General features: G+C 39.8%; 25 protein-coding genes. 9 read left to right on the top strand and 16 right to left on the bottom strand.

Annotated elements, in window-relative coordinates; genetic code table 11:
• Nucleotides 1-55: 55 nt before the first annotated feature.
• The 12 genes from A4G16_RS02060 to A4G16_RS02115 form a co-directional block, all read right to left on the bottom strand.
• The gene (locus A4G16_RS02060; RefSeq protein ID WP_165888492.1) at nt 56-1,345 is read right to left on the bottom strand and encodes an MFS transporter; all 1,290 of its coding nucleotides are present in this window, start codon (nt 1,343-1,345) and stop codon (nt 56-58) included.
• Nucleotides 1,346-1,550: 205 nt separating this feature from the next.
• A complete protein-coding gene (locus A4G16_RS02065; RefSeq protein ID WP_051498343.1) occupies nt 1,551-1,877 on the bottom strand; it encodes an RnfH family protein in 327 nt (108 codons plus the stop codon).
• Nucleotides 1,867-2,301, bottom strand: coding sequence for a type II toxin-antitoxin system RatA family toxin (locus A4G16_RS02070; protein ID WP_165888493.1), 435 nt, complete (start codon nt 2,299-2,301; stop codon nt 1,867-1,869). Before A4G16_RS02070 ends, A4G16_RS02065 begins: the two co-directional genes overlap by 11 nt.
• A 55-nt stretch (nt 2,302-2,356) precedes the next feature.
• Nucleotides 2,357-3,412, bottom strand: a complete 1,056-nt coding sequence (gene modC, locus A4G16_RS02075; protein WP_165888494.1) for a molybdenum ABC transporter ATP-binding protein ModC — start codon at nt 3,410-3,412, stop codon at nt 2,357-2,359.
• Nucleotides 3,399-4,091 carry a molybdate ABC transporter permease subunit gene (gene modB / locus A4G16_RS02080; RefSeq protein WP_165888495.1) on the bottom strand — a complete coding sequence of 231 codons (693 nt, stop codon included), beginning with the start codon at nt 4,089-4,091 and terminating at the stop codon, nt 3,399-3,401. Before modB ends, modC begins: the two co-directional genes overlap by 14 nt.
• Nucleotides 4,092-4,140: 49 nt before the next feature.
• Nucleotides 4,141-4,899, bottom strand: a complete 759-nt coding sequence (gene modA / locus A4G16_RS02085) for a molybdate ABC transporter substrate-binding protein (RefSeq protein ID WP_165889881.1) — start codon at nt 4,897-4,899, stop codon at nt 4,141-4,143.
• 55 nt (nt 4,900-4,954) lie between these two features.
• Entirely contained in the window at nt 4,955-5,716 is a 762-nt protein-coding gene (locus A4G16_RS02090; RefSeq protein WP_165888496.1) for an ABC transporter permease, read from the bottom strand.
• A gap of 1 nt (nt 5,717) precedes the next feature.
• Complete coding sequence (locus tag A4G16_RS02095; RefSeq protein ID WP_165888497.1) at nt 5,718-6,626, bottom strand: ABC transporter ATP-binding protein; 909 nt, start codon at nt 6,624-6,626, stop codon at nt 5,718-5,720.
• 10 nt (nt 6,627-6,636) lie between these two features.
• Nucleotides 6,637-8,736: a DNA polymerase III subunit gamma/tau gene (dnaX, locus tag A4G16_RS02100; protein ID WP_165888498.1), complete on the bottom strand. Its 2,100-nt coding sequence runs from the start codon at nt 8,734-8,736 to the stop codon at nt 6,637-6,639.
• Between the two features lie 92 nt (nt 8,737-8,828).
• Nucleotides 8,829-9,368, bottom strand: coding sequence for an adenine phosphoribosyltransferase (gene apt / locus A4G16_RS02105; RefSeq protein WP_165888499.1), 540 nt, complete (start codon nt 9,366-9,368; stop codon nt 8,829-8,831).
• A gap of 126 nt (nt 9,369-9,494) precedes the next feature.
• Complete coding sequence (locus A4G16_RS02110) at nt 9,495-9,830, bottom strand: TusE/DsrC/DsvC family sulfur relay protein (protein ID WP_165888500.1); 336 nt, start codon at nt 9,828-9,830, stop codon at nt 9,495-9,497.
• 47 nt (nt 9,831-9,877) lie between these two features.
• Entirely contained in the window at nt 9,878-10,543 is a 666-nt protein-coding gene (locus tag A4G16_RS02115; RefSeq protein WP_165888501.1) for a Bax inhibitor-1 family protein, read from the bottom strand.
• A 195-nt stretch (nt 10,544-10,738) separates the two neighbouring features.
• On the opposite strand from A4G16_RS02115, the gene pgsA reads away from it, so the two are divergent.
• From pgsA to A4G16_RS02130, 3 genes are all read left to right on the top strand, one after another.
• Complete coding sequence (gene pgsA / locus A4G16_RS02120; RefSeq protein WP_042804060.1) at nt 10,739-11,287, top strand: CDP-diacylglycerol--glycerol-3-phosphate 3-phosphatidyltransferase; 549 nt, start codon at nt 10,739-10,741, stop codon at nt 11,285-11,287.
• Nucleotides 11,288-11,321: 34 nt separating this feature from the next.
• A complete protein-coding gene (uvrC, locus tag A4G16_RS02125) occupies nt 11,322-13,154 on the top strand; it encodes an excinuclease ABC subunit UvrC (protein WP_165888502.1) in 1,833 nt (610 codons plus the stop codon).
• 83 nt (nt 13,155-13,237) lie between these two features.
• Entirely contained in the window at nt 13,238-13,858 is a 621-nt protein-coding gene (locus A4G16_RS02130; RefSeq protein ID WP_165888503.1) for a glutathione S-transferase, read from the top strand.
• A gap of 45 nt (nt 13,859-13,903) precedes the next feature.
• Here A4G16_RS02130 and A4G16_RS02135 read toward each other — a convergent pair whose 3' ends face one another.
• Entirely contained in the window at nt 13,904-14,257 is a 354-nt protein-coding gene (locus A4G16_RS02135) for a helix-turn-helix domain-containing protein (protein ID WP_165888504.1), read from the bottom strand.
• A 150-nt stretch (nt 14,258-14,407) separates the two neighbouring features.
• Between A4G16_RS02135 and A4G16_RS02140 the strand changes: the two genes are divergently transcribed.
• The 6 genes from A4G16_RS02140 (at nt 14,408) to purA (ending at nt 20,758) form a co-directional block, all read left to right on the top strand.
• Nucleotides 14,408-15,013, top strand: a complete 606-nt coding sequence (locus A4G16_RS02140) for a transferrin-binding protein-like solute binding protein (RefSeq protein WP_165888505.1) — start codon at nt 14,408-14,410, stop codon at nt 15,011-15,013.
• Nucleotides 15,014-15,072: 59 nt separating this feature from the next.
• Entirely contained in the window at nt 15,073-16,377 is a 1,305-nt protein-coding gene (locus A4G16_RS02145) for a surface lipoprotein assembly modifier (RefSeq protein ID WP_165888506.1), read from the top strand.
• Nucleotides 16,378-16,588: 211 nt separating this feature from the next.
• Nucleotides 16,589-16,918: a thioredoxin gene (gene trxA / locus A4G16_RS02150; protein ID WP_027074928.1), complete on the top strand. Its 330-nt coding sequence runs from the start codon at nt 16,589-16,591 to the stop codon at nt 16,916-16,918.
• 234 nt (nt 16,919-17,152) lie between these two features.
• A complete protein-coding gene (gene hflK, locus A4G16_RS02155; protein ID WP_165888507.1) occupies nt 17,153-18,385 on the top strand; it encodes an FtsH protease activity modulator HflK in 1,233 nt (410 codons plus the stop codon).
• A gap of 2 nt (nt 18,386-18,387) precedes the next feature.
• Nucleotides 18,388-19,275: a protease modulator HflC gene (hflC, locus tag A4G16_RS02160; protein ID WP_027074926.1), complete on the top strand. Its 888-nt coding sequence runs from the start codon at nt 18,388-18,390 to the stop codon at nt 19,273-19,275.
• A 184-nt stretch (nt 19,276-19,459) separates the two neighbouring features.
• Complete coding sequence (purA, locus tag A4G16_RS02165) at nt 19,460-20,758, top strand: adenylosuccinate synthase (RefSeq protein WP_042804050.1); 1,299 nt, start codon at nt 19,460-19,462, stop codon at nt 20,756-20,758.
• A 112-nt stretch (nt 20,759-20,870) separates the two neighbouring features.
• Here purA and A4G16_RS02170 read toward each other — a convergent pair whose 3' ends face one another.
• From A4G16_RS02170 to A4G16_RS02180, 3 genes are all read right to left on the bottom strand, one after another.
• Nucleotides 20,871-22,259 carry a GntP family permease gene (locus A4G16_RS02170; RefSeq protein ID WP_165888508.1) on the bottom strand — a complete coding sequence of 463 codons (1,389 nt, stop codon included), beginning with the start codon at nt 22,257-22,259 and terminating at the stop codon, nt 20,871-20,873.
• Nucleotides 22,260-22,334: 75 nt separating this feature from the next.
• On the bottom strand, nt 22,335-23,093 hold the full coding sequence (locus tag A4G16_RS02175) for a 3-hydroxybutyrate dehydrogenase (RefSeq protein WP_165888509.1): 759 nt from the start codon (nt 23,091-23,093) through the stop codon (nt 22,335-22,337).
• A 67-nt stretch (nt 23,094-23,160) separates the two neighbouring features.
• Nucleotides 23,161-24,342, bottom strand: coding sequence for an acetyl-CoA C-acetyltransferase (locus tag A4G16_RS02180; RefSeq protein WP_165888510.1), 1,182 nt, complete (start codon nt 24,340-24,342; stop codon nt 23,161-23,163).
• Nucleotides 24,343-24,367 lie beyond the last annotated feature (25 nt).

Genomic DNA, 24,367 nt, shown 5'->3' on the forward strand with positions numbered 1-24,367 from the left:
CTGAAAAGGCTGATGTCAGATACAGAATATTTAAGAGAGATTTTCAAATAGGCAGTTATTTTTTCTGTTTAAGAAAATGGACAGTACAAGCTGCAAGTATTAATACAATCGCTGCACCTAGATAGAGCTCATTCTTTTTCCAGCCAGCATCTAATAAAACACCTGCAAGTGTTGGGGAGACTATAGATCCTAAACGACCAACACCGATTGCAGTACCAACTCCTGTGCTGCGAAAATCAGATGCGTAAAGGGTAGGATTAATGGTATATAAACCGGTAATACAGCCGTTGATTAATCCACCTACTAAGATAGCTAATGCAATAGCGAGACCTAAGCTGCTAGAGAATACAAAGGCAACAACTGCAGCGGCTGAGCAAAGGCTAAATAGCTGTAAAATATGTTTTGCAGCAAAACGGCTGACTAAGAATCCGAAGATAAGTGAGCCTATAGTACCACCTACTGAGATTGCCATGCCTACAGTTTGGCTTTGAGTTTTTGCCATGCCAGCTTCTTCAAGCAATGCCGGAGTCCAAGAACTGATAAAGTAGAATGAAGCAGAAATTGCAATAAATGCAAGCCAAATTAATAAGGTATTACGGCGATATTCAGGTTCAAATAAATGGCTAATCGCTACTTTGTTTTTACCTTTAAATTCAACTTCGGGTAATTCCCAACCTTCACCTATGCCTAATTTTATCGCGATTTGATTTAATCGTGCTTGGGCATTTTTCGGACGTTTGGAAATTAAAAACTCCACTGATTCAGGTAGTACGAAAAAGAGTAAAAGGAAAACCAAACCAGTTAAGATAGCTCCGACTAAGAATACCGCCCGCCAGCCATAAATATCTTGCAGTAATACCGCAGAAAGACCGCCTAACATTGCACCGATACCAAAACCGGAAGCGTAAATAGCAATGGCTAAACCACGCCATTTATTACTGGAATATTCGCTGACTAATACGTTAGTTCCGGTTAAGATTGAAGCGACGCCTAAGCCTGTTACAACACGCCATAATCCAATTTCAAATATAGAGTTTGCGAAATACGTCATTAGCATCCCAAGGGTTGCCAGCGCTGTGCCGATAAGTAGTAGTGGACGACGACCAAATTTATCGGCTAGAGGCGAAAGGCATAATGAGCCAACTGCCATACCAAATAGACCTGCGCTCATTAATGTGCCGATTTGTGCACCGTCTAACTGTAATTCTTCTCGAATACTTTTTGCTGTAAAGGCAAGGGCCATTAAATCAAAGCCATCAAGCATATTTAGTATCACGGTAAGTGCTACGACTAACCATTGGAATGAAGTCATTTTGTTGTGAGCAATTTTTTGGCGAATATCCATAAGTCCTCTAAATTCATATTTATTAAGTTATATTGTTGTAGATTGAACTATATGAATTTCAAAGAGAGGAATCAAACTCAAAATTTACATAAAATTTATGAAAGATTTTCATATTTGCAGATTTTCAAGGAAAAATGACCGCTTGTAAGTTACGATGATAGCCCCCTCTTTAGTAAAGAGAGGGGAGTTGATAATTAGGGGAAAATTACTTCTTGGCAGCGGCTTGTTCCGCTGCTTTTTTACGTCTGATTTCTTTTGGATCGGCAAGTAATGGACGGTAGATTTCAATTCTATCGCCATTTTCCACTGTCTCATTGAGTTTTGCCGGGCGGCTGAAAATGCCGACTTTGTTTTCACGTAGATCGATTTCGGTATATTTTTCTAACACACCGGAAAGCAAAATAATATTTTGAATAGTGGTATTTTGCGGCACTTGCAACTTTTTTAGAAAATATTTATCAGGGTAGGCATAGACTACCTCAACATTAATTTTATTTTCTTCTTTCGCTTGGATTTCCGTATCAGACACCATACACCTCTTTTGCTCGTTGTTTGAAGGCATTCACCATTTTTAAGGTTAGTTCATTAAAGACTTTGCCGAATACCAATGCAACGATAGGGCTGGCAAATTCGAATTCTAATTTAAGGGCAATTTTACAGCTTTGTTCATCAAATGGAGTAAATGTCCAATCACCGTGCAAGTGGTGGAAAGGGCCTTCAATTAAGGACATCTCGATCTTATACGGTGGGGTCATTTTATTGTGAGTGCTGAATGTTTGGCTAATGCCTAATTTTTGGATGTGTAATTCTGCTTTTAGCTCATTTTCATCCATACTTAATGTTTTAGCGTTAATGCAGCCGGACAAAAATTCGGGATATTTTTCATAATCGTTGACGAGTTGATACATTTGCTCAGCGTTGTAAGGCACTAAAGCAGATTGATTAACAATAGGCATAATTTTCTTTTATTTAAATTAACAAGCGGTCGTATTTTACAAGAATTTTGCAAATCTACAAAGAAACGCTTTTTATCTGCAGATAAACGGTTTGCTCAGTGGTAATCGCTAATTCATCAAATGCCCATAGGCTAATGGTTGCCCAAATCTGCTGACTTTCCACCACAACGGCAATATCGACACGTTCAGAGTGTTTTTCGATAAGCATGACTTTACCTTTTAATTGGTTGCGAATGGAGCTTTGAGTTGGCTTTTCCACACTAATGGACACATCTCGGCTGGCAATGGTAATTCGCAATTTATCGCCTATTCGGTGGCGAGGTGTTTCGTGAATCCACAGCATTTGCTCATTTAACGCCAAACCCAGCATTTTGTAGTCAGGCTGATGTTGTTTTATCGGTAGTTCCAACAAGCTGATGTGTTGATGATTCGGCTGCCAATCGGCAAAGGCTTTGCTATGCCAGACCTTTTCTACCGTATCAAATGCCACTACTTTACCGTTTTCCAGTAATACCAGATGATCGGCAAGACGGACGATTTCCTCAAGGCTATGGCTAACATAGAGAATCGGAATATCTAACTGCTCGGCAAGTTTGCTCAAATAATCCATTAGCTCCTGTTTACGAGGTAAGTCTAAGGCAGATAAAGGTTCGTCCATTAATAAAATATCGGGGGAACTTAATAATGCCCGTCCGATCGCCACCCGCTGCTTTTCACCACCTGAGAGGCCGGCAGGGTAGCGATTGAGTAGCTGAGTAATGCCTAGTAGCTCGGTAATTTGCAAAAAATCCTTATAATCCGACCGCTTGTAGCCGTATTTTAGGTTTTTTTCTACTGAATAGTGAGGGAATAAACGGGGCTCCTGGAATACATAGCCAATATTGCGTTTTTCCGGAGCAATATTTATTCGATTTTGGCTGTCAAAGAGCGTTCGTCCATTTAGCTCAATCATGCCTGATTGCGCAGTAGAAAGCCCGGCAATCACATTAATCAGACTGGATTTCCCTGCACCTGAACGCCCGAAAATTGCGGTAACACCTTTTGCCGGCAGGGTTAAATCTACATTCAGCGTAAATTCGCCAAGCTGTTGGGTAAGATTAAGTTTTAGCATAACGTTTTTGCCTTTCTGCTAACCATTCAGAACAAAAAAGAGCGATTAATGAAATGATAATTGCCACCATACATAAGCGTGCGGCTGCTAGCTCGCCATCTGGCGTTTCAATAAAGGTGAAAAGGGCGGCCGGAATAGTTTGAGTTTGGTTGGGAATGTTCGATACAAAGGTAATGGTTGCTCCAAATTCCCCCAGTGAGCGAGCAAAACCTAGCACGCTACCTGCGACAATGCCGGAAAAAGAAAGCGGAAGATTAAGAGTAAAGAAGACTTTTAGCGGGCCGGCACCGAGCGTACGGGCGGCTTGTTCTAATTTCGGGTCAATGGCATCTAAGGCTAAACGAATAGAGCGAACCATTAGCGGAAAGGCCATGACCATAGAAGCCAGTACCGCCCCTTTCCATGAGAAGCTAAAGCTAAAATTAAACCATTCCCACAAATATTGCCCGATTACGCCACGTTTTGCCATGGAAATTAACAGCAAATAACCGATGACCACCGGGGGTAAAACTAATGGCAAATGCACAATACCGTTTAAAAGGCTTTTTCCCCAAAACTGTTTGCGAGAGAGAATCCATGCCACCCAGATTGCAAGGGGCAGGGCAAGCATAACGGCAATTGCAGCAATTTTCAGGCTAAGAAAAATGGCATTGAGTTCTTGGGGAGTAAAGCTAAACATATTTTATGCATTGAATATTTGGTTTTATACGCTCTCAATAAGAGTGGAATTAATTGACCGGATAAAACCCGGCTGCTTCAAACTTCGCTTTTGCCTCAGATGTTTTTAAGAAATCTAAGAATTTTGTTGCTGTTGCTTTCCCGCTAACAGTTGCTGCCGGGTAAACAATTTCGCCGTAGCTCTCTGTTGGGAAAACGGCAATCACTTTTACTTTATTGGAAACTTTAGCATCGGTTGAGTAAACAATCCCTAATGGTGATTCGCCTCTTTCGACAAAAGAGAGAGCATCCCGCACGTTTTTAGCTCGCGCCAGACGAGGTTCAACGCTTTCCCATAATTTGTAGTAAGTTAAAGCTTTTTTCGCATAAATGCCTGCAGGCACATGGCTTGGGTCACCGACCGATAAATAACTATTTGCTAATTCTTTTGTAAAATTAACCGCTTGTATATTATCTGCTTGAATTTGGCTGTTAAGAGGTGCAATCAATACCAAATCATTTTTTACCAAGTTGGTGCGATGTTGAATTTTCTCCGGTCTTTTTTCAGCGATATAGTCCATCCATTTTTGGTCGGCAGAAATAAAAATATCGGCAGGGGCATCTTGTTCAATCTGTTTTGCAAGCACTGATGAAGAGGCAAAAGAGAAAAGCACTTTATCTTCAGGGTGTTTTTGTTCAAATGTTTTACCGATTTCTTGTAATACATTCGTCATTGAGGCCGCAGCAAAGACTGTAATATCTTGTGCAAGTGCGAAAGTTGAACTAAATGCTAAGGTGCCTGCAAGCGTTAATTTGTTGAATAATTTCATTTTCATAATAGCTCCTAAATAATGATAGTTAACAAGACTATAGTATGAAGATTAATTAAGAACGAAGCCCAATACCTCGTTGAATAAGATAGTATGCCACGAAGTATAGCAATACACATAACGAGCTTAAGACTGAAAAGGTATAGATCAGCGGTACATCACTCACTCCTAAAAAACCGTAGCGAAGCCCGTTAATCATATAAACAATCGGATTAAATTTAGATACCGTTTGCCAAAAATCAGGTAACAATGATATAGAGTAAAAAACACCACCTAAATAAGTGAGCGGTGTTAATACGAAAGTAGGGATAAGGCCTACATCATCAAAGGATTTAGCAAATACAGCATTAATTAAACCACCAAGAGCAAAGGTGATAACAGTTAGTAGTAGCGTTAAAAGTATGATGCTAAAAGAATAAATATCAAAAGAGACAAAAATCATAGCCACACACATAACTAATAATGCCGATAGACCGCCGCGTAACAGACTGCCTGCGATATAGCCCCAAATGATGTTATGGCTGGAAAGAGGTGAAATTAGCATCTCCTCAAAATCTCGCGTGAATTTACTCAAGAAGAAAGAGGAGGCCGTATTGACATAAGATGCGGTGATTGCCGTCATCATAATTAAGCCTGGGGCGATAAATTGCATATAGCTTACGCCATTCATTTCACCGATACGCTCACCAATTAATTTACCAAAAATCAGGAAGTATAACGTGGTGGTAATCACCGGCGGAACAAGGGTTTGTCGCCAAATACGCAAGATACGGCGGCATTCTTTAAAGGCTAGGGTATAAAATCCGATTAAATTCATTTTACTGTGCCATATTCATAAAAAGTTCTTCTAGACGATTTGATTTATTTCGCATGCTTAACACTTCTGCACCTTGTTGTGCAATTTGTGAAAAGAGATTTGTTAATCCTTGTTGGCGTTTTACATTGACCTCAAGGGTATTTTCATCCAACCATTTATGCGGATAATTGTGAATAACAAGCGGTTGATTTCTATCAGAATATTGCAAATCCAACACAAATACTTCACTTTCCAGTTTTGCCAATAAGGCTTTCATTGAGGTGTTTTCAATCAGTTCCCCATGCTGAATAATACCGATATGACGGCAGAGCATTTCTGCTTCTTCTAAGTAGTGGGTTGTGAGAATAATGGTGGTGCCTTGTTCATTTAAAGTGCGTAGAAAATCCCATAATGAACGACGAAGTTCGATATCCACCCCGGCAGTCGGTTCGTCTAAAATCAGCAATTTTGGGTTATGCATTAATGCTCGGGCAATCATCACTCGGCGTTTCATTCCGCCTGAAAGTTCACGTGTGAGGTGGCTACGTTTTTCCCATAAGTCGAGCTGTTTTAACCATTTTTCGGCACGCACTAACGCCTCTTGGCGGGGAATCCCGTAAAAGCCGGCTTGCTGCACCAGCACATCAATGACTTTTTCAAATTGATTAAAATTAAATTCCTGTGGCACTAGCCCAATTTGTTGTTTTAATTGGACTTTTTGGCTATCTAAATCATAACCAAATACTTTTACGCTTCCACTAGTTTTATTGACAAGTGAACTGATAATACCAATAGTGGTAGATTTCCCTGCACCGTTATGTCCAAGTAGGGCGTAAAAATCTCCTTGCTCAACGACCAAGTTGATACCCTTAACTGCTTTCACACCGGTAGGGTAGACTTTAACTAAATCAATTAATTCTAATGCTTTCATTTCGGTTTACTCATTTTTCTGCCACAGCGCGGATGGTGGATTCATCTATTTGAGCGTCAAATGCTTGGCGTAATAACATTAACTTTTCGTCGGTTAGTAAGGCTGTTTTCGCCTCTTCGGTTAATTGTTTAAAAATAGCTCGGCGAATTTCCAATGGTGTATTTTTTTCAGCGTTTTCACTGATGGATAATTCGTAAGTAAAACCTTTTTCTGCTAATGCAATTTCTAAATTCTTACGAGATTCCGGATTATCCAAATGTGCCATATTACTTTTTAATACTAAGATAAGATGATTCTCGTTTTGGGACGCTAAATAGCTATTTAAGGCAACTTGACGCGAAAAGCCACCTAAGTTGAGCGAGTTTGCAATATCGCACCACCTATCTTGTTGGCAAGAAAGAAGAATCGTTTTTGCCACCAGTTCAGGTGTGCGTTCTTGCAGAATTGCCTGTTTTATGTCTGAAGGTTTTTCACTGGTTTCTTTATTCTCTAATTCGGGGTTTAGCCATGTCCAGCGGTAATCTTCATCTTCAACACTTTTAGGGGGAGCACTATTGGGTGCTTGATGAATAATAGTTTGCTGCTGATTTTCAGCAAGACTGATAAACCGCTCTTGGAGTGAAGCGGTCTGATTTTCTGATTTTTTTGCAACTAATTGAGGAGCTTTTAACTCAGGCTTTTTTTTTTCAGATTGAACAAGCGTTGCTTGTTGCTGCTGTAATTTTTTACGTGCTTCAAGGGCCGCCATTGCCAGAGATAGCTCGGAGTTTACCTCATTAGCTTGGAGTACGCTTTGTGGCACAGAAGATGACACAGAAGCTACTGAAGAAACAGCAGGCTGTGGTTGTGCCGATTTTTCCGCAATTGGCGGTTTTATTTGCACATTTGAAGATGATTTTTGCTGATTTTCAACAAAACGCTCACGTAACTGGCTAATCTGGCTTGGAGTATCAGATTGGCTTGCTTGAGCATAATTAGCCTGTTGTGGTGTATTGGGTTGCATTGTAAGAGGTGCAACTGTTGCCATTTTTTCAGCATTTTTAGGGTGGAAAGCTAAGGCTCGTAGAATTGTCATTTCTACACCGGCTCGTTGTTCCGGTGAGAAAGGTAATTCTTTTTTGCCGTTAAGCATCAGCTGATAGAAAAACTGTACATCTTCAGGCGAAATTTGTTTGGCTAGAAAATGCAGCTGAGTCTCTTCTTGGCTACTGTTTTTGACTAATTGCAAAATCGCAATTTGGTGTAAGGTTTCGGCAATATCACTTAATAATTGCGTCCAGTCGCCACCTTTTTCAGCTACGTGCTGAATAATTGCCATTGCTTTTTCACCATCAGCCAAAGCTAAGGCTTGTACTAATTCCAAGGGTTGTTGATCGTCAATCAGCCCTAACATTTGGCTAACAACCGGTAGTGTAATGTTAGCGTTGCTTATCGCAATCGCTTGGTCAGTCAGGCTTAGAGAGTCTCGAATACTGCCTTGTGCTGCTTTTGCCAGTTTAGTAATCGCAATAGCCTCATAAGGAATTTTTTCCTCGTTGAGAATAAATTCAAGATGACGGCTGATTTGGCTTTGATCTAAAGCATGCAGATGAAATTGCATACAACGAGAAAGGATTGTAATCGGCAATTTTTGTGGATCGGTGGTCGCGAGTAAGAATTTGACATACTCCGGCGGCTCTTCAAGGGTTTTTAAGAGAGCATTAAAGCTATGACGAGAGAGCATATGCACTTCATCAATTAAATAGACCTTAAAACGCCCGACAGTCGGTTTATATTGTACATTATCGAGAAGTTCTCGAGTATCTTCCACTTTAGTTCGTGAGGCAGCATCGATTTCAATTAAATCAATAAAACGTCCTTCTTCAATAGCTTTGCAATTAGCACATTCACCACAAGGCTCAGCAGTAATGCCGTTTTCACAGTTTAAGCCTTTGGCGAACAGGCGAGCAATAGACGTTTTGCCGACACCTCGCGTTCCTGAAAACAGATAGGCATGATGAAGTCTATCCTCTCTTAAACCGTTTTCAAGAGCAGATAAAACATGTTGCTGACCAACCACCTCGCTAAAGCGTTGTGGTCTCCATTTTCGGGCTAAAACTTGATAACTCATTGGTTTCTCGTGTTACGTTAGAGAGTATGCAAGCGGTCTTTTTTGACAGTTTTTTTGCAAATTTTAATGAAAAATCAACCGCTTGTATCAGATTAATGACCTTCAAAACTCACTAGGGTAAAGGAGTTAATTCCTTCTTTTTCTAAACGTTCTTTACCGCCTAATTCCGGTAAGTAGATAACAAATGCGGCATGTTCGACTTTACCCCCTAAACGGCGGATAAGTTTGGCAGTAGCATCAATGGTGCCACCGGTTGCTAATAAGTCATCTATCATTAATACATTGTCGTTAGCATTAATGGCATCTTTGTGGATTTCGAGTGTATCTTCACCGTATTCAAGGGTGTAGGATTGCGAAACCACTTCACGTGGTAATTTTTTCGGTTTACGTACCAAGACAAAAGGCACTCCTAATGCAAGGGCTACCGGAGCACCAAAGATAAAGCCACGAGATTCGGTTCCGGCAATTTTGGTAATGCCTTTATCTTTAAATTCTGCCACAATAGCATCAATACTTGCTTGAAACGCTGCGGGTACTTCCAAAAGAGAGGTAATATCACGGAAAATAATGCCTGCTTTTGGATAATTGGGGATGGATTTGATCGATGATTTGATTAAATCTAATTGACTCATTGTTCAACCTATTTTTGTTGTAATTTGAAAAATTAAAAAAATAACTGAAAGACTCTATAGAAAAATAGAAGAAATTACAAGGAAAATTATTCGCTATGCTTAGCATAATTTAGTGTGCTGTGCCTTTTATAAACACTTCGCCGGTTTGGGTAATCCTGCAATTTTGGTTGCTTGCTTTGCTGGACCATCAGGAAATAAGCGTTGTAGATAGCGGCTGTTGCCTTTTTCTTCACCAAATTTTTGTGCCATTGCTTTTACTAACATGCGGATAGCGGGCGAGGTTTTGTATTCTTGGTAAAACTCACGAACTAACCAAATAATTTCCCAATGCTCTTCGGTTAACGTAATTTGCTCTTTTTCGGCAATTTTAATTGCCAGTTGTTCTGACCAATCATCTAAATTTTGTAGATAGCCTGAAGGATCAGTCGGGTAGAGAATAGTGTTTAGTTCAATATAAGCCATAAAAATAAAAATGCCACATAAAGTGGCATTCCTCTTAACCTTTTACATTAGTCATCGTTACCTAACACGCCAAAGATTTGTAAGAAGCTTACAAACAGGTTGTAGATAGAAACGTATAAATCCACGGTTGCACGGATATAGTTAGTTTCACCACCGTGAATAATATTGCTAGTTGCAAGCAAAATCGCACCGCTTGAGAAAATCACAAATAAGCTGCTTAACGCTAAACCTAAAGCAGGAATAGCTAAGAAAATGTTCGCAATAATGCCGACTAATAAAACCACAAATAAAGCAACCATCATTCCGCTGATAAAGCTCATATCTTTTTTAGTGGTTAATACATAAGCCGAACAAGCAAAGAAAACTAATGCAGTTGCACCAAATGCAAGGGCAACGATATCGCCTAAACCTGCACCGATATAGCGATTTAAAATCGGACCTAATGTATAACCTAAGAAACCGGTTAAGGCAAATACGCTTAAAATCCCTGCACTACTGTTTGAAGTAGCATTAGTTAGGAAAAGTAAACCGTAGAAGCCTACTAACATGCCCCACCAAGGTAAGGCTGGTGCATTCATTGTCATAGCTGCGAAAGCAACAACCGCTGAGAAAGCTAGAGTCATAGCCAATAGCATATAGGTGTTACGCAGAACTTTGTGTGTGCTGATTAATGATTCACTAGTTGAATAGCTGTGAGCTAAACGATTTTCCATAAAAATTCCTTCTGTTTTTGTGTTCAAATCGGAAAAGCCGATGGATTCATATCTATGGACGATTTTCCATAAATCAAGGTTTAAGTTAGCGATAATTTATTGTAAAGTCAATGCGATTTTTGTGTTAGAGGAGTAAAAAAAATGATTTAGTTATGTTACACTTAAAGCAATTCTACTTTTGTTTCTTTGTCGCCTATGAAACTTAATTTTCCAACTTATTTAACACTGTTTCGTGTCGGAATGATCCCACTTTTTATTGTGGCGTTTTACCTGCCGACCAAATACGCTCCTGAAATTTCTACTCTGATTTTCTTTATTGCTTCTATTACTGATGCGTTTGATGGCTATTTGGCTCGTAAGTGGAATCAAACCACACGATTGGGAGCATTTTTAGACCCAGTTGCCGATAAAGTATTGGTCGCAGTTGCCTTTGTGTGCATAGCAGAATATTACCACTCTTGGTGGATTACCATTCCTATCTGCATTATGATTGCCCGTGAAATTATTATTTCGGCATTACGTGAGTGGATGGCGGAATTAGGTGAAAGAGCTAGTGTTGCTGTGTCTATTTGGGGAAAAGTAAAAACTACTGCCCAAATGCTAGCCTTAGGTGGAATGCTGTGGCGACAAAGCCCGGCAATGGAAATTTTAGCCTTTATTTTGCTTTATATTGCTGTAGGATTAACAATTTGGTCGATGTTACAATATTTAAATGCCTCAAAAAGCAGTTTATTGAAATCCTAAGCGGTCAAATTTTTATTATTTTTTGCAAATTCTAATGTTCGACTCTAAATCTTTCCTTACCGATGTACCTCATCAACCCGGCGTTTATCGTATGTACGATAATAAAGGGGAGATTATCTATGTAGGTAAAGCGAAAGATCTGAAAAAGCGGTTATCCAGTTATTTTAGGAGCCAACTTTCCAGCAAAAAAACGGAAGCCTTGGTTGCCAATATTGCCAATATTGAAACGACCATTACCCATTCGGAAACTGAAGCGTTATTGCTTGAACATAATTATATTAAGGAAAATCAGCCGAAATATAATGTGTTGCTGCGAGATGACAAATCCTACCCCTATATTTTATTAACTAAACATAAGCACCCCCGTTTAACCGCATTTCGGGGTAGTAAAAAAATTGCCGGTGAATATTTTGGACCTTATCCGAATGTGAGTGCAGTGCGAGAAACCTTAAATTTACTGCAAAAGCTGTTCCCGATTCGTCAATGTGAAGATACCTATTACAAAAATCGCTCACGCCCTTGCTTGCAATATCAAATCGGGCGTTGTCTTGCCCCTTGTGTTGAGGGCGTTTATTCGCAAGAAGAATACGATCAACAAGTAAATTTAGTCCGTCTGTTTTTACAAGGGAAAGATCAGCAGGTGATCACCCATTTAGTGCAGAAAATGGAAAAGGCGGCAGAAGATCTGGATTTTGAAGGGGCAGCTCGTTTCCGAGATCAAATTCAATCGGTACGGGCGGTGCAAGAAAAGCAATTTGTCTCAAACGAGCGTTTGGACGATCTTGATATTATTTCTATCGCTTACCAACACGGTATCGCTTGTGTGCATATTCTGTTTGTGCGACAGGGTAAGGTGCTCGGCAACCGTTCCTATTTCCCGAAAGTACCAAACAATACCGATTTAACCGAGTTGGCGGACACCTTTGTCGGACAATTTTATTTGCAGATGAATCAACATCGTACAATGCCGAATCAAATTGTGATCGACCATAAACTCAGTGAGGCAGATTCTTTAAGCAAGCTTTTAAGTGAACAAGCCGGCCATAAAGTCACGATTTTAGACAAAGCCGCTCGGGGCGAAAAGCATCGTTATTTAGCCTTGGCAAAAACCAATGCGATTGCCGCTTTAACTTTACAGCTTAAGCAAGATTCACGGATTCAAAGCCGCTATCAAGCGTTAAAAGAGCTGTTGCAAATGGCAGACATTAAGCGGATGGAATGTTTTGACATCAGCCATACAATGGGAAACCAAACTGTAGCTTCTTGTGTCGTATTTGATGAAAACGGACCGCTCAAGTCTGATTACCGCCGTTTTAATATTGAAGGCATTACCGGTGGCGATGATTACGCCGCGATGGAACAAGCGTTGTTAAAACGTTATGATCGTGATTTAGAACCGGAAAAAATCCCCGATATTATCTTTATTGACGGCGGTAAAGGACAGTTGAACCGTGCGTTAAATACCTTTGAATCGTTGAATGTGAATTGGGATAAAACCAAACCACTGCTAATTGGGGTGGCAAAAGGTGTGGAGCGAAAAGCCGGGCTGGAAACCTTGATTATCAGCAAATGGGATAAAGAAATCCACCTACCGCCTGACAGCCTTGCCTTACATTTGATTCAACATATTCGTGATGAATCGCACAATCACGCCATCAGCGGGCATCGCAAAAAACGACAAAAAGCCTTTACTGAAAGCGGGTTGGAATCTATACCCGGCGTAGGAGCGAAACGCCGCCAAGCGTTATTAAAATATTTGGGCGGTATGCAAGGGGTGAAATCAGCCACTTTGGAAGAAATTGAATCAGTTCCCGGCATTTCTAAAGCCTTGGCGGAAGTGATTTTTGATACGCTGAAAAATAGTTAAGACAAGCGGTGGTTTTTTTGCAAAACTTTGCAACAAAACGACCGCTTGTAGAACTTTAAATTATATTCGATAAGGAGAATACGATGAAACTTTGGTATTCCACCACCAGCCCCTTTGCCCGCAAAGCGATTGCGGTTATCAAACACCATCAGCTTGAAGATAAAGTTGAAATGTTGCGTGTAACGGCAGCGATGGATTCTAATTCGCCGCATAATCAAGACAACCCGCTTGGAAGGATTCCCGCCTTACAACGTAATTGTGGACGTTGGTTATTTGGCAGTTTATTGATTAGCGAATACCTTGACCAAAAAGGCAATAACGCGCCGTTGTTACCGAAAGAGGGAAAAGCCCGCTGGAATATTTTAGCATTGCATAATGTGGTGGACGGCATTATGGAGAACACGATGCACACAGTGTTACAAGAACGAATGAACCGCCCTGAAAATGAATGGTGGGTTAGCCGCCACGAGCAACTCATGGCACGCAATATCCGTTCTTTTTATCAGCTTGAAGAAGCATTAAAAGAGTTTGGCACCGAGCTAAATTTAGGCACACTCTCTGCGGTAGCTTTAATTGACTGGTGGGCGTTCCGTTTAGAAAAACTGGGCTACGATCTTGCAAAAAATCACCCAAATTTGACCGCTTGGGCAGTAGAAATGAATGCGAAATATACAGTGTTGGCGGACACCTTACCGAGAGTTTAGTTTATTTCTTTCCGTTTTTAAGTAGCAAATAGGCAATATAAGCCACTATTTGCTACTTTCTACTACTTTTTCTAAAAAATCCATTACGGCTTCTTTTTGTAATAACGGCAGTTGTTCCCATTTTTGATTTAAGTCGTTCAACTTAGCTTCATCTAAAAGCATCTCACTGGGTAAGCAATCTTGGAAAAACCAACTGATAGGCGTTTTAAGTAAAATAGCGATTTCAATTAGATGAGCAACGTTGATTTTACTTGCTCCCCGTTCATATCTTGATAATTGCTGCTGCGACAAATCAATATATTCTGCCAATTTTTCAGCAGAATAGCCCAAGTCTTTACGTTTTTCTTGAATACGTTTACCGATTAATTTATCTGCTTCCACTGCTAATAATTGTGCCATTTCATACTCTTTACAAATATTTACTCATTTATAGATATTTTGTTGATTTTTTTGCTTGAAAACAGATCGATAAATAAGTAATAATTTGGATTAATACTTATTTATTGGGTATTTTTGTCTTTTTTACTTATTTAAACTAAGGAATTTAGTATGAAAAAACTACTTATTTGTTCAGTGGCCAGCTTATCTGTTTTATTAACTGCTTGTGGTGGCGGTGGAGGCAGTGGATCTGCTAAAACGCCTGATGGTACTAAAGTGGATTTAACAAATAGCCAAAAAGGCTATGTTGCTGGTAATACAGCAGCGGGTTCTTTATATGGAAAAAACCAGAATGATTCATTTTATGGCGTATGGTTAAATGATGCTAAAACAGTGAGAGAATTACGTTATCAAGGTACGGAGGCCACAAATCTACCTTCAGGTTCTGCAACTTATGTAGGTGAATCTTACTGGGTGAGTGGTACAACAGGTGAGGTATCAAAAGGTGGTGTGACAACCCTTAATGTAGATTTTGACCAAAAAACGGTAGATGGAAAAATTGAATATTCATTGCTAAGAGACGGTAGAACTCAAGACATTACTCTACATTCAACATCATTAAATGGCACAAAATTTAATGGTAATGCAAGTACGTTATTGCAAAATGGTACTTATGAAGGCGCATTATTTGGCAAAGAGGCTAAAGAAGCTGCGGGATTGGTGAAGTTCCCTGATTCAAGCTCTTACGATACTTCATTTGGTGGCGTTCGCTATTAATGCTTTTATTCAAGTCGGGTAATATTGCCCGACTTTTCATTTTTCCTAATTCCAACCCTATGATCAGATTTTCCTTCTTATTCCTTACTCTTTGTATCACTCACACAGTATTTGCTACTAATAAACCTGATTTAGAAGAGCAGTTAAAGCAAGCGGTTTACCTCCAACGATTAGATGATATTCAGAAATTATTACAAGAGTATCAAGAGCAAACTGATTCAGATCCAAAACTTATTGCCTATGCACAGGCAAAATCGGCGTTTATTCAGCAAGATTATTCAACCGCTATTGCGATTTATCGCAAAATAATCAGTAGTCACCCTGAGCTAAATTCCATTCGAATGGAGTTAGCCATTGCCCTATTTGCAGATCGACAAGATAATGCATCTAAATCACAGTTTGCAAAAGTGGCAGCTGCTTCAGGCTTGCCAGATAGTGCGTATCAGACAATTCAAGCTTATTTAGATGCGATAAATCAGCGTAATGAATGGCAATTTAGCCTGAATTTATCCTACTTGAGAACCGATAATGTTGATAATGTTTCTAGCGATTCAACTATAGAGAATACAGGTTTTACCAAGCACAAAAATATGCTGCCTAAAAAAGCACACGGTATTGCCTATAATCTTGATTTCGGCAAAGATTTTAATTTGTTCGGCTCCCATTATTTAAGCTTTCATAATGAAACAAATGGCAAAACATATTGGGATAATCACCGCTTTGATGATCTTTCAAGCCGTATTTTGGTTGGCTATGCCTATAAAAAGCAAGATAGCATTTTCCGGCTTCAACCTTTCTATGATAAACGTTGGTATGGTAATAGCTCTTTTCATTGGTCGAACGGCATACAGCTTAGTTATGATTTTAGACTGTCTAATCAATGGCAAAATCAAACGTTATTTGCATTTGAGAAGCGGTCATTTTTTGATGAAAATTTGCAAGCCGGGAACATTAAAACAGCATCAAATACACTTATTTGGCAACCTAAACCGCAACAACTCTTTTATTTAGGTGGAACAATTTCCAAAGAAAACACGAGAGAAAAACAATATGGTTCAACCAGCCGAAATATTCGCTTGGGATGGTTACAAGAATACCGATGGGGGATTTCTACTCAATTAAGTTTTTCTTTTACCCATCGAAAATTTCACGATGAAGCGGTATTTGCAAGCATTATTCCTCTTAATAAAACTAGACGCGATCATATTTATAATATTAATGCCAAAATTTGGAAACGAGATTGGCATTTATGGGGAATTACACCAAAGCTGAGTTTTGTTTGGAAAAAGCAACGAAGCAATTTGAAAACTTTGTATTCCTACTATGATCAGCAACTGAGTTTATTATTTGAGAAAAGTTTTTAATCTGATAAGTTATTCTTTTATTTTGATTTTATCTTAGCAAGAAGAAAGAAAATTTCGAATCACTTGCGAATGAATAGTGATTAGTATAATCGGTAAATCTTTCTTGAAATTTAAGCAATTAATCACTATCTTATAGCAAGCTGAACGCCTTAACTTTTCAGTTAGGGCGTTTCTCTTTTTATTTTATTATTGAATTTTTAAGGATAATTTCATGAGTAATGTTATTCACACAACAGACGCTACATTTGAACAAGATGTTTTAAAATCAGATGTGCCGGTATTATTAGATTTCTGGGCACCATGGTGTGGCCCTTGTCGCATGATTGGTCCTGTGCTTGATGACCTATCGGTAGATGCACAATTTGAAGGCAAAGTGAAAATTGTGAAAATGAATGTGGATGAAAATCCATCTGTTCCTGCACAATTTGGCGTACGTAGTATTCCATTCTTACTGTTATTCAAAAACGGTGAAGTGGTTGCACAGCAAGTAGGTGCATTGCCACACGCGCAAATGGCAGCATTTATTCAACAAGCTCTATAATTTTTGTAGAGCGCAATAGGGCGAGTTTGTCGCCCTATTTTTTTGCATGTTAGTTTTAGCTTGAGGTTTAGTGTATTGTTAATCGCACGAAATGAAAATGTAATGTGCAAAAAAATAATAAAAAAAGACCGCTTATCGGTTTATAAGCCTAGTCAAATGATTGCCAAATAGGTACAATCTTTAACTTGCATTTTATTGATTAGAATGTGTGAGTCGATTTTTTTGGAGAGATTTATGTCGTGGAATGAATCAGGTAATCAGCAAGATCCTTGGGGTAAACCAGGGCAGAAACGAGCTGAACAACAGCCTGAACAACAAGACCCGCAAGGTCAAGGTTCTCAACAAGAACCTAAAAATAATCAACGAAATGAACAACAGCCCCCTGATTTAGAAGAGGTTTTCAGTAGCCTAATGAAAAAAATGGGAGGTGGGAAGGGTTCTAATAATGGAGCCAATAACCAAAACGGCATTGGATTGGGTAAATTCCTCCCGGTAATTCTAGGGCTTGCTGCAGTAGTATGGGCAGGTTCTGGCTTTTATACTGTGCAAGAGGCGGAGAGAGGTGTTGTTACTCGTCTTGGTAAATTAGACCAAATCGTCATGCCGGGCTTAAACTGGAAACCGACATTTATTGATTCTGTTCAGCGTGTGAACGTAGAGCGTGTTTCTGAATTGAACACCAGCGGTTCAATGCTGACCCAAGATGAAAATATGGTTCAGGTTGAAATGACAGTACAATATCGAGTGGAAGATCCAGCTAAATATTTGTTTAGTGTGAATAATCCGGATGATAGCTTAAAACAAGCAACAGACAGTGCATTACGTTATGTTATTGGTCATATGACGATGGATGAAATTTTAACTACCGGTCGTGCGACTGTTCGTGAAAGAACCTGGACAACATTACGTGAAATTATCAAGACCTATGATATGGGTTTGTTGGTTACAGATGTAAACTTCCAGTATGCTCGTCCACCTGAGGATGTGAAGGCTGCATTTGATGATGCAATTAAAGCACAAGAAGACGAACAACGTTTAATTCGTGAAGCCGAAGCTTATGCAAGAGGAGAAGAGCCAATTGCTCGAGGTCAAGCACAACGTACTATCGAACAGGCTCAAGCCTATAAAGAAGCAGTAGTGTTAAATGCAAAAGGTGAAGTAGAGCGTTTAAGCCGATTATTACCGGAATATAAAGCCTCGCCGGAATTAACCCGTGAGCGTTTATATATCCAAACCATGGAAAAGGTAATGAAAAACACACCTAAAGTGGTGATGGATGCAGCCGGCAATCATTTAAACGTATTACCGTTTGATAAATTAATGAATAACTCATCTGCACAAGCAGCAAAAGTAGAGCAGCAAAGTGTTGCGCCAATACAGTCTGTACAACCTCAAGTAGTTCAGCCAAGAGTACAGACTCAAGCGGAGGAAGCTCAGCCGGAACAAACACGTAAAGGGAGATTTTAATAATGCGTAAATTATTATTACCTGTACTTGCAGTTGTTGCCTTTGTAGTGCTTCAGTCTGTAACTATTGTCAATGAAGGTGAACGTGGCATTATGTTACGCTTTAATAAAGTACACCGTGATAGTGACCAAAAAGTAGTGGTTTATGAGCCGGGTATTCATTTTAAAGTGCCGTTTATTGATACGCTAAAAGTATTAGATGCGCGCATTCAAACTTTAGATGGACAAGAAGACCGTTTCGTAACTGTTGAGAAAAAAGATCTACTTGTGGACTCTTATGTGAAATGGCGTATTAGTGATTTTGGACAATTCTACACCTCAACAGGGGGGGATTCGAAAAAAGCGTCAGACTTATTAAGCCGTAAAGTGGGTGACCGTCTGCGCTCTGAAATCGGTTCTCGTACTATTAAAGACATTGTGTCTGGCTCTCGTGGCGAATTAATGGCAGGCGCTCAAAAAGCACTTAATGCAGGTGAAGATGGCGCTGAGCGTTTAGGAATTGAAGTAGTTGATGTGCGTGTAAAACAGATCAACCTACCAAATGAAGTTTCATCTTCTATTTATCAACGTATGCGTGCAGAACGTGATGCGGTAGCACGTGAACATCGCTCACAAGGTAACGAAAAAGCAGAAGTGATTCGTGCGGAAGTAGATAAAAAAGTGGTGTTAATTTTAGCAAATGCAAATAAAACTGCGCAAGAATTGCGAGGTGAAGGGGAAGCTTTATCTGCAAAACTTTATGCTGAAGCGTTTGGTAAAGAGCCGGAGTTTTATAGTTTTGTACGTAGCTTAAAAGCCTATGAAGATAGCTTTGCTGAAGGTCAAAATAACATGATGTTATTAAAGCCAAACAGCGAGTTCTTACGCTTTATGCAAGCTCCGACAAAATAATTGTATCTAGCAAAACCCGATCTTGTATCGGGTTTTCATTTTCTGAACTGTTCCCTCATTGTTAGTATATGTTACAAGCGGTACGATTTGCCCGATTTTTTGCAAAAAGTCTAAAAATTTGACCGCTTGTGATATGAGGTTATAATAGTTTTTCATATTAATTTGAATTGAAGAGGCATTTTCTATGGGTAAAAGTGTTGCTATTCTTGGCGCTCAGTGGGGCGATGAGGGTAAAGGTAAAATTGTAGATTTATTAACAGATCGCGTGAAATACGTGGTGCGTTATCAAGGTGGTCATAATGCCGGCCATACTTTGATTATCAACGGCGAAAAAACTGTTCTTCGCCTTATTCCATCAGGTATTTTACGCGATAACGTAACTTGCTTAATCGGTAATGGTGTGGTGCTTTCTCCAGAAGCATTAATGAAAGAAATGGGGGAGTTAGAAGAACGTGGCATTAATGTACGTGAACGTTTAAAAATTTCAGAAGCTTGCCCATTAATTTTGCCTTACCATGTAGCAATGGATCACGCCCGTGAAGCCGCATTAGGTAAAAATAAAATCGGCACAACAGGACGTGGTATCGGACCTGCTTATGAAGATAAAGTCGCTCGCCGCGGCTTACGTGTGAGTGATTTATTTGATAAAGAACATTTTGCTGAAAAATTAAAAGATATTTTAGATTACTATAACTTCCAACTTGTAAACTATTATAAAGTTGAAGCAATTGACTATCAAAAAACCTTAGATGATGTATTTGCGATTGCGGATGTTATCAAAGGTATGGTAGCGGATGTGACTACATTACTTCACGAAGCACGTGAAAATGGTGATAATATCCTATTTGAAGGCGCACAAGGCACGATGTTAGACATCGATCATGGTACTTACCCATTTGTAACCTCATCAAATACAACAGCTGGTGGTGTTGCAACCGGTTCTGGTTATGGCCCTCGCCATTTAGATTATGTACTGGGTATCATTAAAGCCTACTGTACCCGTGTAGGAAGTGGCCCATTTACGACAGAATTATTTGATGATGTTGGAGCTGAAATTGCCCGTAAAGGTAATGAATTTGGTGCAGTAACTGGCCGACCACGCCGTTGTGGCTGGTTTGATGCTGTTGCTGTTCGCCGTGCAGTTCAAATTAACTCAATTTCTGGTTTCTGTATGACTAAGCTGGATGTGTTAGATGGCTTTAAAGAGTTAAAAATCTGTACAGCTTACAAAATGCCTGATGGTAGAATTGTGGAATATGCACCACTTGCAGCAAAAGACTGGGAAGGCGTTGAACCAATTTACGAAACAATGCCAGGCTGGTCTGAGAATACCTTCCGTGTAACTAAACGTGAAGATTTACCACAAGCGGCATTAGATTATATTAAACGCATTGAAGAATTAGTCGGCGTACCAGTGGATATCCTCTCAACCGGCCCAGACCGTGTTGAAACGATGATTTTACGCGATCCATTTGCTGCTTAATCTAAGGATAAATAAAAGCCATTTAGTATTCACTAAATGGCTTTTCACAAAATGGAAAATTAACTGCTTGTAGGGTCTTACAAGCGGCTATTTTTGAGTTGTATTTTACAAATTAGAATGAACCAACTAATGTGCCTAGTGCAATTACGCTAATTACAGCAATAATTGGGATTGCAATCGTAACAGCAGCAATATTAAAGTAAGACTGTTTATGATTCAAATGGCAAATTGAAAGCAAGGTAATAATTGCTCCACAATGCGGCAATGTATCAAAACCACCTGCTGCCATTACTGCTACACGGTGCAATAATTCTGGATCGATCCCTGCCTCAACTGCCATACGCAAATAATCTTCTCCTAATGCTTTCAATGCAATACTCAAACCACCCGATGAAGAGCCGGTGATCCCCGCAAGGGTACTCATTGCCACCGCTTCGGAAATAAGTGGATTAGAATGCACATTTAAGACAGAGTCACGGATAATCGCAAAGCCTGCCAGTGAGGCAACCACTGCACCATAGCCTACTTCTGATGCGGTATTAAAGATAGGTAACATTGAGCCATATACGCCTTTATTCACTGTACCTTGCAGTGATTTCCATTTGCCTAAGCGTAATACAATTAATACAGCACAAGCTACTGCTAATGATGTGATAATTGCCCATAAGCCTAAACGCCCTTTAATTACCAAGCTTGGGAATGCGTTGGTGATAGCAGAGAAATCCATATTTGGGAAGATTCCGTAGGTTAAGAATGCATTTACTGCAATAACGAGCACCAACGGTAAAATGGCTAAACTAAATGGCATCACGTTGCTATCTAAGGCTGATATATCTTCATTTATTTCACTTTCATGTTCGCCATAACCTTCGCCTAGTACAGCTGCTTTTCTTGCTCTGCTTTGTAACCATAACCAACCGCCAACAAACATTACCGCTGCACCGATTAAGCCTAATCCTGGAGCTGAGAATGCATTGGTGTTAAAAAACGGCATTGGGATTGCATTGGTTGCTGCTGGCGTACCAGGTAATGCAGTCATAGAGAAAGTAAATGAACCCAGTGCAATAGTTGCGGGAATTAAGCGTTTTGGAATATTTGCTTCACGAAATAGCACTTTTGAAATTGGATAGATCGCAAATGCCACCACGAAAAGCGATACTCCACCATAGGTTAATAGGCCACAAGCAATAATTATGGTAAGAATGGCATGTTTGCTGCCTAGCATGTTTACAATACCTTTTGAAATTCCTGCTGCGGCTCCTGAGTCTGCCATAAGCTGACCAAATAATGCTCCAAAGAGGAATACCGGGAAAAAGTTAAGTAGATAACCACTTAATGCCGACATAAAGGTTTCGGTGTATTTTGGCATCATCATAAAGCCATCACCGCTTAATATCACCGCAAAAATAGCAAGTAATGGTGCAAGTAACAATACTGTCATTCCACGATAAGCGAAATACATCAACATCAATAATGAGAGAACAATTGCAATAGTACTCATAGAGATATTTCCTTGTTAAAAGATAAAAAATAGGCGCCATTGCACAGAAGATAAAACCAATGTCGTCCAAAAAAGCTAGCGAGCGGTCCAGCCGCCGTCCATTGTTAAGGTGGCTCCTGAAATTGATGCAGCTGCATCAGAGCAAAGAAATTTCACAAATGTACCTAACTCTTCTGGTTCTATCATTCGTTTTACGGCAGCGTTCGCTAGCATAATTTTGCTGATTACTTCTTCTTCTGAAATACCGTGATTGCGTGCTTGGTCTGCAATCTGTTTATCTACGAGTGGAGTACGCACGTAAGCCGGGCAAATTGAGTTTACGGTAATACCAAATTCGCCACCTTCTAATGCCGCAGTTTTAGTTAGACCGGATAAACCATGTTTGGCAGAAACGTAAGCAGATTTGTAATCAGAAGCGACTAAGCCGTGAATGGAATTCAAGTTTATGATACGTCCCCATTTTTTCGCTTTCATATATTTCCAGCTATATTTGGTGAGTAGGAAAGGAGCAGTAAGCATTAAATTGATCATAAAATCCCATTTATCTTCTGGGAATTCTTCGATTGAGCAAACATTTTGAATACCAGCAACATTGACTAAAATATCTACTCCTTCAAATTTTTCAGCTGCAAATTCTACAGCAGATTGGCAACCCTCACGTTTAGATAGATCGGCTTTAATATAAACTGCATTTAAACGAGCAGAATGTTCTTTTAATGCCTCTTCGTTTACATCAACCATTACGATATTTAGATTTTCAGTTGCTAGGCTTTCACAAACTGCCAAACCGATACCGCTTGCAGCACCTGTTACTAAAGCTGTTTTTTTAGACATAGTATTTTCCTTCTGTTTTGGTTAATTTTTATTGTTAATTAATGGTGGGCTAAAGCCCACCCTACGATTAAATGCGTTCAATGATTAATGCGATACCTTGACCACCACCGATACAAAGTGTCGCTAAACCTAATTGTTTATTGCGTGCGTGCATTGCGTGTAATAGCGTAACTAAAATACGTGCACCGCTTGCTCCGATTGGGTGACCTAATGCCACAGCACCACCGTTGACATTTACTTTTTCAGGATCAAGACCTAACTCTTTACCCACTGCTAAGAACTGTGCTGCAAATGCTTCATTCGCTTCAATTAAATCGATATCATTTAAGCTTAAGCCTGTTTTCTTCAACACATTTTGAGTGGCTAGCACAGGCCCCATACCCATAATATCTGGAGCCACACCACCACTGGCGTAGCCTTTGATACGAGCAAGAATATTTAAACCTAATGTTTTTGCGGTCTCTTCTTCCACAATCACTAAGGCTGCTGCACCATCGTTGATACCCGATGCGTTGCCTGCGGTTACTGTGCCTTCTTTATCAAACGCCGCGCGAAGTGAAGATAAACCTTCCAATGTTGAATCTTGTTTTACAAATTCATCTGTATCAAAAATTACTTCTTTGCGTTTTACTTTTACCGTCAATGGTACAATTTCATTTTTGAATGCACCTGATTGAATCGCTGCGGTAGCTTTTTGTTGGGAAGCAAGAGCAAGCTCATCTTGCATTTTGCGGGTAATACCATATTTTTTCGCCACATTTTCCGCGGTGATTCCCATATGGTAGTGGTTTTCGGCACACATTAAGCCATCAGATAAGATCACATCGTACACTTTGCCATCGCCTAAACGATAGCCCCAGCGTGATTTAGAATCTAACAAATACGGTGCTTGACTCATATTTTCCATACCACCTGCAACAATGATATTGGCATCGCCTGCCTTGATCGCTTGAGCTGCTAAGGCAACCGCTTTTAAGCCAGAACCACAAACTTTATTGACCGTATAAGCGGGAACTTCTTGTGCGATACCTGCACGAAGTAATGCTTGGCGAGCAGGATTTTGGCCAACACCTGCTTGTAAAACATTACCCATAATCACTTCATCAACTTTAGCAATATCAATGCCTGATTTTTCAATCGCAGATTTGATCACGTGAGTACCAAGTTCGACAGCTGAAACGCCAGATAAAGAACCGCCAAAGTTTCCGATTGCGGTACGTACCGCACTTGCAATAACAACATTTTTCATACTATTTTCCTTATTTTTCCGTACC

Source organism: Mannheimia granulomatis (genome assembly GCF_011455695.1).
Lineage (GTDB): Bacteria > Pseudomonadota > Gammaproteobacteria > Enterobacterales > Pasteurellaceae > Mannheimia > Mannheimia granulomatis_A.